The sequence below is a fragment of the Mycobacterium sp. genome (genome assembly GCF_032162105.1).
Classification (GTDB): Bacteria; Actinomycetota; Actinomycetes; order Mycobacteriales; family Mycobacteriaceae; genus Mycobacterium.
Genome location: NZ_JAVRPS010000584.1, coordinates 22,568 through 32,535, shown reverse-complemented (window position 1 = coordinate 32,535; position 9,968 = coordinate 22,568). Strand labels below are relative to the sequence as shown.

Sequence of the window (9,968 nt, the reverse complement as noted above, 5' to 3'; positions counted from 1 at the left end):
GACGCCGTCACCACACCGACCAATGCCCCACCCGCTACCGCGGGTGGGGCATTCTCAGCCCTGCATCATCGGCACCGACAACGACGCCATCATCGGCACCCTCAGCGACGGACAACACGCGGGTCGCAATTCTGCGACCTGGTTGGCGTTGAGTTTCGTGACGGCACTCTGCCACGGGAGTCCGAGCTTGCGCGCGCACTCCTGCGTATCGGGAATGGACAGGCCATACTCCCTGCCCAGCACATACAACGTCGTGAACTGTGGCATCCACCACACCCTTCTTTCGTGGACGGCGAAAACACGCAGTTCACGATCGGGGTGAGTGTCCGTGCGCAACACTGGAATCGGCGGAACCCCTGCGGGACTCCAGCCTCAGTGTCTAGGCTCGCGTTCGTATTGTGGTGATACACGCAAGGCCCTGACGGACAATCGTTCCGGTCAGGGCTTTCGCGTTTCCGGACCAACTGTCTGAATCGGTCAGAACGAGCGTGGCACAACTCAGGGACATTTTTGCGGAGCAGGGTGTTCTGACGCGTTTTCTCACGATCTTCCGAAGATATGTTCGAAAGGGTTGCTATCGTTCTTCGAACGTATGATCGAACAGTGGACCTGCAGGGGAAACCCGCACACGAAGACTCCACCCGTCTCCGCTGTTAGACCCTCTAGCATCTAGACCCCAGCGGGTCTATAGTGTCTGTATTGACTAGTTCTAGATCAGTGTCGAATCAGTTCTAGGTGGAGTGTTGTTTTGGCGCGCTGGGACGGGAAGATCAAGTTGACCCAAGAGGTTGACGACTGGCTTCCCAGCCTGAGTGTCAAAGAGTCGAAAGCGGTCAACGCAGTGGTGGCGATTCTTCAGCAGGACGGCCCAGCGATGCGCCGACCGACCTCGGGGCAGATCAAGTCAGCGAAGCGACACAAGACGATGCGTGAGTTGGTGGTCCCAGCCGGGAACATTCGGATCCTGTACATGTTCGACCCGTTGCGGAATGCGGTTCTGCTAATCGGCGGGACTAAGACCAACAACTGGGACAAGTGGTACGCCGAGAACGTGCCGAAGGCTGAAGACATATACGACGAGTACCTGAAAGGCGAGGACTGATGGAGCACGTAGCAGGCAAGAAGGTCCGGACCTGGGACGAGGTCCGGCAGGACTGGGGCCACGACCCCGAAGAGATTGACGACATGGTCGCGCAGTTACGCGCAGTCGAACGCGGCTATCGCCTCGCAGAGCTGCGAGAGGCTAGGCACCTCAACCAGACCGAACTGGGAAAACAGATCGGCGTAGGTCAGCGCACCGTATCGAAAATCGAACACGGCAAGATTGAACACTCGAAAGTAGAGACCATCCGCAGGTATATCGAGGGACTGGGCGGACACGTCGAGGTTGTCGCGAGATTCGGCGACGAGGCATACACCCTCGGCTAGACCCGCGCTCGCGTGTGCCTGCTGAGTCTCGTTCTGTGCCCTACGGTGCTCGGCGCAATCAGCCGAGGCGCTCGATGATGCTCGCGTTGGCCATGCCACCCGCCTCACACATCGTCTGCAGGGCGTACCGTCCGCCGCGTTGCTCTAGCGCGTTGACCACGGTGGTCATGATGCGGGCACCGCTAGCACCGAGCGGGTGACCGATGGCGATGGCACCGCCGTTGACGTTGGTTCGTTCCAGTCCCTTGGCCGCGTTTTGCGCCCCGAAGACGTCTCTAGCCCATGCCAGCACCACGGGGGCGAACGCCTCGTTGACCTCGAAGAGGTCGACGTCGGCCAGCGTCAGTCCGGCGCGGGCCAATACCTTCTCGGTGGCAGGAATGACGCCGGTCAGCATGTACAGCGGATCGGACCCCACCACCGTCATGGTGTGGATGCGGGCCAATGGCTTCAGCCCCAGGCTGCGGGCCACCGCGCCGCTGGTGATCATCACCGCGGCGCTGCCATCGGACAGTGGCGACGAGTTACCTGGGGTGATCTCCCAGTTGATCTGCGGGAAGCGGGCCGCGTACGCCTCGTTGTAGAAGGCGGGGCGCAGACCGGCCAGCGTTTCGACCGTGGTGCCGGGGCGGATGATCTCGTCGGTCGACAACCCTGCGATCGGAGCCAGTTCGTTGTCGAACAGCCCCTCCTTGGTCGCGCGGGCGGCCTTCTCGTGGCTGCTCGCGGAGAACTCGTCGAGCTCGGTCCGCGACAGCCCCCACTTCGCGGCGATCAGCTCGGCGCTGATGCCCTGTGGGACAAGGCCTTCGGAGTAGCGCTCGGCGAACGCATGGCCGAACGGGTCGCTGCCCGGCAGCACCGAGCCACCCATCGGCACCCGCGACATGGACTCGACGCCCGCGGCGATCACGATGTCGTAGGACCCGGCTAGGACGCCCTGGGCGGCGAAGGAGATTGCCTGCTGGCTACTTCCGCATTGCCGGTCCACGGTGGTGCCGGGCACGGTCTCCGGGAAGCCGGCGCCAAGCAATGCGTTGCGGGCGATGTTCAAGGACTGGTCGCCGACCTGCGTCACGGCGCCGGCGATGACGTCGTCGACCTTGATGGGATCGATCCCGGTGCGGGCGACGACCTCGCGCAGGCTGTGGGCGAGCAGATCGGCAGGGAGGACGTCGTGCAGCGCTCCGCTGGCTTTGCCCTTCCCGACGGGCGTCCGTACGGCGCCGACGATGACGGCGTCCCGATCTGAATATTCGGCCATGGGGTCCTCCTGAACTCGTCGCTGAGTACTGCTCTCTATACTTAGATGTAACACCTAGGTCTAGTAACAACAACCCAGCGATGGAGTGATGTACATGACAGTCCTGCAGGGCGGTCTTGCCCAACGCGACACCTGGTCGGCGGTGGGCCATTGCCCGATCGAGAAGACGATGGCCCTGGTCGGGACCAAGTCGGCGATGTTGATCATGCGAGAGGCGTATTACGGCACCACGCGGTTCGACGACTTCGCCCGCCGCGTCGGCATCACCAAGGCGGCCACGTCGACACGGCTTTCGGAGCTGGTGGACGCCGGCATGCTCGCGAAGCGGCCGTACCGCGAGCCGGGCCAGCGCAGCCGCGACGAATACGTGCTCACCGACGCGGGCACCGAACTGATGCCGGTGGTCTGGGCCATGTTCGAGTGGGGTCGCAAGCACCTCCACGACAGCCACCTGCGACTGACCCACCTCGAGTGCGGCGCCGATGCGACCGTCGAGATCCGGTGCGCTGAGGGCCACCGGGTGCCCGCCGACGAGTTGGGCGTGCGCCTGGTCAGGAGGACTCGCCCAAGAACTTCCTGACCAGAGTCTTCGGCGCCTGGGCCAACCACGCATCGGAGACCAATTCCGTTAGCTCGGGCACGCCGATCTCAGCCAGCCGCGCCAGAACCATCGGATAGCCGTCGAAGTGCGGGGTGGTGAAGTACACCATCGGGTCGTCGGCGATCAGCGCGAACTTCACTCCCTCGTCGGCCACCCGCGCGCCAATGACGTCGCCGTCCGGCGCATCGTCGCCGAGCGCTTCGTAATCCGCCTTGCGCAGGGGACGTTCCCAGACGATCAGCTTCTTGCGTACTCGCCACGTGCGCGGCGACGCCTCGGTGGTCTCCGCGAGCTCACCGACGATCCGGGCGACGTCGTCCCAGCCAGCCACTAAAAGTGGTGGTCGTGGATCTGCGTCGACTCCGGCGGTGATTCCGACGTCAGATCGATGCCGTGGACGTCCTTCACCCGCCCGCGGAACCACTCACTGAAGACATCGTCGGATGACGTGATGCCCTCCATGGCGGCCGGTATGTCATCGGCCTCCAAGAAGACGACGTCGACAGTCCCGTCAGGCGTCACCTGCTGCCAACACGCATGCCGGGACACCCCGTGCTTCTTCCAGACCGATTCGTATTCTTCCCGGCGGGGACCGTCCATCTCATCCATCCAGTCACGGTCAGCCTGCTCCTTGCCAGGCAGGACCGGAACCACAAAGCCAATTGCAGTCATGATTACCTCCTAGGGTGGTGTATTGGGCGAGCGTATGCCCGTCACCGACGGCTCGGGACGGTATTTGCACTGCCCATCCGAGTGCGGCTGACGCACCTCGACTGCGGGGCCGAGGCTACCGTCGAGATCCGGTGCGCGGAGGGCCACCGGGTGCCCGCCGACGAGTTGGGCGTGCGTCTGATCAGGCGGCCTCGGCCCGAAACTTCGTGACCCGGCGACGGGTCAGGCCAGCTGCTCGCGGAACTTCCTGGCCTGCGACATCAGCTCCTCCACCCGCGAGCGCTGCGCCCTGTTCTCGAAGACGCCGTCGCGCTTGAAGTACGTACCCACGATCGCCCCGTCGGCGATGTCGAGTTGGGCGGCCACGTTCTCGGCCCGCACCCCCGTGTTCACGAACACCGGCACGGCGCCCGCGGCCGACTTCACCACGCGCAGCGCGTCGGAGTCCGTCGGCGAGCCTGCGGTCGCTCCGGACACGCAGATCGCGTCGGGCAGCGTCGCGAAGACCGTCGTGCGGGTGATGGACTCGAGATCACGGCCGGCCAGATAGGTGGCGGACTCGGGGACGATGTTGAAGAACAACTTCACGTCCGAACCCCCGACGCGGGCCCGGTGGCGGGCCACCTCGCCGACGTTCGTGTCCCACAGGCCGAAGTCGCTGGCGTACACCCCGGTGAAGATCTCGCGGACGAACTTCGCGCCCGTGGCGACCGCGAGGTCGATCGACGCGCGACCGTCCCACAGCACGTTCACGCCGTAGGGCACCTGGAGTTCGGGTAGCAGTTCGCCGATGATCCTGGCCATCGTTATCGCGGTGATCGGTTCCGTCTTCGTCAGATACGGCAGGCTGAATTCGTTCGAGATCATCACGCCGTCCACACCGCCCGATTGAAGGGCGTCCAGCTCCTCGCGGGCGCGCGCGACGACGGCGGCGATTCCGCCCGCACCGTCGTACCCGGGGTCGCCGGGCAGGGCGGCGAGGTGGAGCATGGCGATGACGGGCTTGCGGGTGTTGAAGACCTCGTCGAGCCAGGTGGTGGTCACGGTGTGCCTTTCTTGGTTGTGTTGGTTCGCAAGAGGAGTCGCGGACTAGTCCATGTACGCGCCGCCGTTGACTGCGAGGGCTTCGCCAGTGATGAAGCGAGCGTCGGGGGACAGGAGAAATGCGACCGACCGTGCGACGTCCTCGGGCCGTTCCAAGCGCCGCAGTGGTGTGTCGTCGACCATCATGGCGCGCACGCCCTCTGTGGTGGTGCCGCGCAACTGCGCTTCCCACTCCAGTTCCCTTGACTGCATGGGGGTCTCGACGTAGCCGGGACACACGCAGTTGACCGTGATGCCGTGCTCGCCGAGTTCGTAGGCCATCGCCTGGGTGAGGCCGACGACGCCGAACTTGGATGCCACGTAGTCCGACAGGAACGGCACCCGGCCCTGTTTGCCGGCCATCGAGGCGGTGTTGACGATCGCGCCCGCCGTGCCGCTGCGCACCATGGCGCGGGCGGCGGCCTGCCCGCAGACGAACACACCCTTGAGGTTGACGTCCATCGTCTGGTCGTACCGCTCGATCGGGGCGTCGAGGAATCGGTGCATGAACGAGATCCCGGCGTTGCTGACCCAGGCATCGAGGCCGAGTCGGTCGGTGACGTCGTAGGCCACCGTCGCCGCGTCGGCGGGCGAACTGACGTTCAGCACCGCGGACTCGTGCCGGACGCCGGCATCCGTCGGCAGCGCGGTCGCGACGTCACGCGCGGCGTCGCCGTCGACGTCGGTGACGACCACCCGCCATGCTCGTTCGGCCAGGGTGATCGCGATGGCGCGCCCGATACCGGATCCCGCACCGGTGACCACGACTGTCTTGGTCATTCTTTCCTATCCGTCTTGGTTCTCTTGGCTGGCGCCAACAACACGTTGGCCGGTCTGTGCGTCGAAGACGTGGACGGCGCCCCGTCGGGCCGACAGCGCGACCCGGGTGCCCTCGGTGATGCCGGAGAGTCGCGACGCCTCGACGACGCTGGTGAGTTCGGCGCCCCGGGCGTCGATGGTGACGATCGCCCTGGGACCCAGCAGCTCGATCAGCTTTACCCGGGCGTCGGCGTCCTCGGCCGGGGTGAGCTCCAGATCGTCGGGGCGGACACCGGCCGTGACCCGACCGCCGGCGTGCACCTGGTCGACGGTCAAGGCGAATCCGGTTGGCAGGGTCAAGGTTCCGCCCGCGAGCTCCCCGTCGATCAGGTTCATCTTGGGGCTGCCGACGAACGCCGCGACGAACGTGTCCGTGGGCGTGTCGTACACCTCGAGCGGCGTGCCCTCCTGTGCCGTGCGCCCGTCGCGCATCACCACCATGCGGTCCGACAGCGTCATCGCCTCTTCCTGGTCGTGCGTGACGTAGAGGCAGGTGATGCCGAGCCGGCGCTGGATCTGTAGCAGTTCGGTGCGGGTTTCGACGCGCAGTTTGGCGTCGAGGTTGCTCAGCGGTTCGTCGAACAAGAACACCGACGGTTGCCTGATGATCGCCCTGCCGATCGCGACGCGTTGCTGTTGCCCGCCGCTGAGGTCTTTCGGCTTGCGCCCCACGAGCTTTGCCAAACCGAGGGATTCGGCCACCTCGTCGGCCCGCTCGAGCGCCTTCGCGCGGGGCTCCTTGGTGGCCCGTAGCGGAAAGGCGATGTTCTCCCGCACGGTGAGATGCGGATAGAGCGCGTAATTCTGGAAGACCATCGCCACGTCGCGGTCGCGCGGCTGCAGCGCGGTGACGTCGCGGTCCCCGATTGTGATCGTGCCGGAGCTGACGGACTCCAGGCCGGCCAGCATGCGCAACGACGTCGACTTGCCGCAGCCGGACGGGCCGACGAGAACGGTGAACGACCCGTCGGGCAGCTCCAGGTTCAGATCGCTGACCACCGACGTCGAGCCGTACGACTTGTTCACGCCTGCGAATCGGACCGTTGTCATGTTCTCCTCGTCACCTGCGTTCTAGAACTTCACCGCGCCGCCGCTGATGCCCTGCACCAGCCTGCGCTGAATGAAGAAGCTCGCGACCACGACGGGTACGACGGCGATCAGGATGGCCGCACTCATCGAGCCGATCTGCACGCCGCGGAACGTGTTGAACCCGGCGATGGCCACCGGGAGGATGGCGGCCTTGCCCGGCGCCAGGATCAGGCCGTAGAAGAGGTCGTTCCATGACAGCGTGAAGCCGAAGATGGCCGCGGCCCCCATCCCGGGCAGCACCTGTGGGAGCACCACCAATCGGAATGCCTGGAATCGGGTGAAGCCGTCGACCTGGGCCTGCTCCTCGAGGGACTGGGGCACCGCCTCGAAGAACCCGATCAGGAACCAGGTCACCACGGGCAGAACGAAACTCAGATGCGCAAAGATCACCGGAATCAGGGTGTCGTTGAGCCGGAGGGCGTACGCCATGGTGAGGAACGGGAACACCAACACTGCGGGTGGCAGCACCTGCGCGGCGAGCATACCGAACCGGGTGGCCGTACCGCCGGCCCGGAATCGTGCGATGGCGTAGGCGCCCATGCTCCCGACCACCACGCTGATGCCGACGGTAGTGAGCGCGACGATGGCGCTGCGGCCCGCCGCCGCGAGGATTCCCGACGACAGCACGTTGCGCCACGCGTCCAGCGTGGGGGCGAACGACAGCAGGAACGGATCATTCAGCTGCCCAGGGGTCTTCAAGCTGGCCAGGGCTATCCACAGCACCGGGAACAGCACGGAGATGCCTGCCGCCCAGAGCAGGGCGACGCGGCAAATCGTCAGCGCCAGCGAGTTCTTCATGACTGCTTGGCCTTCTCCAACCGCCGGAACGCCACCACGATTATCGTCAGCACGACGAGCAGCACGACGAACGCCATCGACGACGCCGAACCGAGGCGGAAGAACTGAATTCCGGTCTGGTACACGAAGTACTGCAGCGTCTGGGTCTCGGTTCCGGGGCCGCCGCGGGTGGTCGCGAACACGTACTCGAACACCTTCATCGCGTCCAGACAGCGAAGCAGGATCGCCACGACGAGCACCGGCGCGAGCAGCGGCAGCGTGACTCGCCGCAGCACGTACCAGCCGCGTGCGCCGTCGACCCTGGCCGCCTCCAGCGGTTCGCGGGGGATCGACTCCAGCCCGGCGAGCAGCAGCAGCACCATGAACGGCGTCCACTGCCAGACGTCGATGAACGCCAGCGTGAACAGGGCGCGGCCGGGACCGAAGAAGTCGTAGTCGACGCCGACGGCCTGCAGCAGATGCGGGATGGCGCCGATCTGATCGTTGAGCAGGAAGCGGAAGATCAGACCGACGGCGATCGGCGTGATGAACATCGGTGCCAGCAGCATCGATCGGGTCAGATCACGTGCCCAGCGCTGCTTCTGCAGTGACAGCGCGATGGCCAGGCCGATCACGAGCTCCAGCCCGACCGCTACCAACACGAACGTCGCGGTGGTGCCGAACGCTTGCCAGAACGCGCCGTCCTGCAGCGTGGCGACGTAGTTGTCCGCGCCGACAACCTGCGGTGTGCCGTGACTGGTCAGCTTGTAGTCGGTGATGCTCAGGTAGAAGGCGTAGGCCAGCGGGAAACCAACCACGCCGAGAAAGAGCGCGATCAACGGCGCGACCATTCCATGCTTGAACGTCACAGTCCCCGTGCCCTTTCCGCTCGCGTGGCCGGTTCCCGCCAACTCATCTACGAACTCAGCCCTGGATCTTCTCGGCCGCGGCCTGCGCGGCGGCCAGCGCATCGTCCACGTTCTTGGTGCCCGCCACCGCCTCGTTGAGCTCGGTGCCGACGGCCTGGATCATCTCCTCGCCGCTGGCGCCCTGGCTCAACGGTGATGCGTTGCCCAGGATCCGCTCGACCGTCGTGTAGTAGTCCGCACCGTACTTGCCGTTCAGGACTGCGGGATCCTTCAGCGTGCTCTGCCGGATCGCCGCGCCACCCTGCTCGGTGCGCTGGACGTCATGTGCCTTCGACGTGAGCCAGGACGTGAACGCCCATGCCGCATCCGATGCGCCGGAGTTGGCCGGGATAGCCCAGCTCCACGAGCCCAACACCTGCTTGCCGCCAGGGATCTCGGCCAGCTTGTACTTGCCCGCCGACGGCCCCGAGCCGGGCTCGTTGAGCGCAGGCAGGTTCCAGTTGTAGCTGATCATCGCCGCGGCCTGGTCGCTGGACACCGACCGGAACGCCTCGTCGAAGGCCCAGTTCAGGCTGTTCGGCGGTGCGGCGGTCTTGTAGGTGTCGATATAGGCGTTCAGTGCGCGCTTGGCCTCCGGGGTGTTCAGGCTGGGCTTGCCGCTCCCGTCGTAGATGGAGCCACCTGCGGCGAATAGCCAGTTGCCCCACTCCTCGAAGATCTTGTACCCACGCTGCGGCTGCATCGCGATGCCTGCCCGGTCGCCGACCTTCAGTGCCTTGGACGTGCTGACCAACTCGTCGAGGGTCTTGGGCACCTCGAGCTTGGCCTGCGCCAAATCGTCGGTGTTGTAGAGGTATCCGAGCGCGTAGTTGTAGAACGGCACGCCGTAGCGGACGCCGTCGACGGTGGTGATCTCCGTCAGCGACGGGAAGAAGTCACCCGGGTCGTAGTTGGGCGTGCTGTCGATGCGGGCATCCAGCGGTTGCAGGAACTTCGCGTTCGCGAAGTCCACCATCCACGGGTTGTCGACGATGATCAGGTCGTAGGTGGGCGACGACGACTGGAACGACGACACCAGCTTGTCCCGCATCTGGTCGTAGGTCAGCGTCTCGATGTCGATCTTGACGCCTGGATAGTCCTTGTTGAACTCGGGGACGATCGCCTTGACGATGTCGGTGTCGGGGACGTTCTCCATCAGGATGCGCACCGTTCCCGAGACGTCCTTGGGGACGTCACCGGTTCCGGTCGCCTGCGTCTTGTCGGGCCCGCCGCTGCCGGCACACGCGCTGATCAAAAGGGTTAGTACGGCAAGGAGTGCGACCAAGGGCCGCCACCTCCGCCAAGGTGTCGTTGATGTCATTGCGGC

Annotated in this window: 13 protein-coding genes and 1 pseudogene; 4 read left to right on the top strand and 10 right to left on the bottom strand. The window is 65.2% G+C overall.

The annotated features are described in order from the left end of the window. Window positions 1–54: 54 nt before the first annotated feature. On the bottom strand, window positions 55–267 hold the full coding sequence (locus tag QOC69_RS29915) for a hypothetical protein (protein WP_526446135.1): 213 nt from the start codon (window positions 265–267) through the stop codon (window positions 55–57). Window positions 268–748: 481 nt separating this feature from the next. Here QOC69_RS29915 and QOC69_RS29910 point away from each other — a divergent pair, with 481 nt between their 5' ends. Together QOC69_RS29910 and relB are read left to right on the top strand one after the other, a co-directional pair. After that, window positions 749–1,102: a type II toxin-antitoxin system RelE/ParE family toxin gene (locus tag QOC69_RS29910; RefSeq protein ID WP_526446134.1), complete on the top strand. Its 354-nt coding sequence runs from the start codon at window positions 749–751 to the stop codon at window positions 1,100–1,102. Continuing rightward, entirely contained in the window at window positions 1,102–1,428 is a 327-nt protein-coding gene (gene relB, locus QOC69_RS29905; protein ID WP_526446133.1) for a type II toxin-antitoxin system RelB family anti-toxin, read from the top strand. Before QOC69_RS29910 ends, relB begins: the two co-directional genes overlap by 1 nt. Before the next feature lie 58 nt (window positions 1,429–1,486). Here relB and QOC69_RS29900 read toward each other — a convergent pair whose 3' ends face one another. After that, window positions 1,487–2,692, bottom strand: a complete 1,206-nt coding sequence (locus QOC69_RS29900) for a thiolase family protein (RefSeq protein WP_526446132.1) — start codon at window positions 2,690–2,692, stop codon at window positions 1,487–1,489. Between the two features lie 94 nt (window positions 2,693–2,786). Here QOC69_RS29900 and QOC69_RS29895 point away from each other — a divergent pair, with 94 nt between their 5' ends. Continuing rightward, window positions 2,787–3,272, top strand: a complete 486-nt coding sequence (locus QOC69_RS29895) for a winged helix-turn-helix transcriptional regulator (protein ID WP_526446131.1) — start codon at window positions 2,787–2,789, stop codon at window positions 3,270–3,272. Here the strand turns inward: QOC69_RS29895 and QOC69_RS29890 are convergent. Continuing rightward, window positions 3,244–3,624 carry an MmcQ/YjbR family DNA-binding protein gene (locus tag QOC69_RS29890; protein ID WP_526446130.1) on the bottom strand — a complete coding sequence of 127 codons (381 nt, stop codon included), beginning with the start codon at window positions 3,622–3,624 and terminating at the stop codon, window positions 3,244–3,246. The genes QOC69_RS29895 and QOC69_RS29890 overlap by 29 nt on opposite strands. Then, window positions 3,624–3,965 (bottom strand): hypothetical protein, encoded by a 342-nt coding sequence (locus tag QOC69_RS29885; RefSeq protein WP_526446138.1) that lies wholly within the window; start codon window positions 3,963–3,965, stop codon window positions 3,624–3,626. Before QOC69_RS29885 ends, QOC69_RS29890 begins: the two co-directional genes overlap by 1 nt. A 78-nt stretch (window positions 3,966–4,043) precedes the next feature. Between QOC69_RS29885 and QOC69_RS29880 the strand changes: the two are divergent. Next, a pseudogene (locus tag QOC69_RS29880) lies at window positions 4,044–4,175 on the top strand (winged helix-turn-helix transcriptional regulator); the annotation flags it as partial. A 12-nt stretch (window positions 4,176–4,187) separates the two neighbouring features. Here QOC69_RS29880 and QOC69_RS29875 read toward each other — a convergent pair. The 6 genes from QOC69_RS29875 to QOC69_RS29850 are packed head-to-tail and all read right to left on the bottom strand — an operon-like array spanning window position 4,188 to window position 9,962. After that, window positions 4,188–5,009, bottom strand: a complete 822-nt coding sequence (locus tag QOC69_RS29875; RefSeq protein ID WP_526446129.1) for a BtpA/SgcQ family protein — start codon at window positions 5,007–5,009, stop codon at window positions 4,188–4,190. Window positions 5,010–5,054: 45 nt separating this feature from the next. After that, window positions 5,055–5,828, bottom strand: coding sequence for an SDR family NAD(P)-dependent oxidoreductase (locus tag QOC69_RS29870; RefSeq protein WP_526446128.1), 774 nt, complete (start codon window positions 5,826–5,828; stop codon window positions 5,055–5,057). 6 nt (window positions 5,829–5,834) lie between these two features. Beyond that, complete coding sequence (locus QOC69_RS29865) at window positions 5,835–6,917, bottom strand: ABC transporter ATP-binding protein (RefSeq protein ID WP_526446127.1); 1,083 nt, start codon at window positions 6,915–6,917, stop codon at window positions 5,835–5,837. A 21-nt stretch (window positions 6,918–6,938) separates the two neighbouring features. Beyond that, entirely contained in the window at window positions 6,939–7,754 is an 816-nt protein-coding gene (locus QOC69_RS29860) for a carbohydrate ABC transporter permease (RefSeq protein WP_526446126.1), read from the bottom strand. Then, window positions 7,751–8,602: a carbohydrate ABC transporter permease gene (locus tag QOC69_RS29855; RefSeq protein ID WP_526446125.1), complete on the bottom strand. Its 852-nt coding sequence runs from the start codon at window positions 8,600–8,602 to the stop codon at window positions 7,751–7,753. Before QOC69_RS29855 ends, QOC69_RS29860 begins: the two co-directional genes overlap by 4 nt. 55 nt (window positions 8,603–8,657) lie before the next feature. Beyond that, on the bottom strand, window positions 8,658–9,962 hold the full coding sequence (locus QOC69_RS29850) for an ABC transporter substrate-binding protein (RefSeq protein ID WP_526446124.1): 1,305 nt from the start codon (window positions 9,960–9,962) through the stop codon (window positions 8,658–8,660). Between the last annotated feature and the right edge of the window lie 6 nt (window positions 9,963–9,968).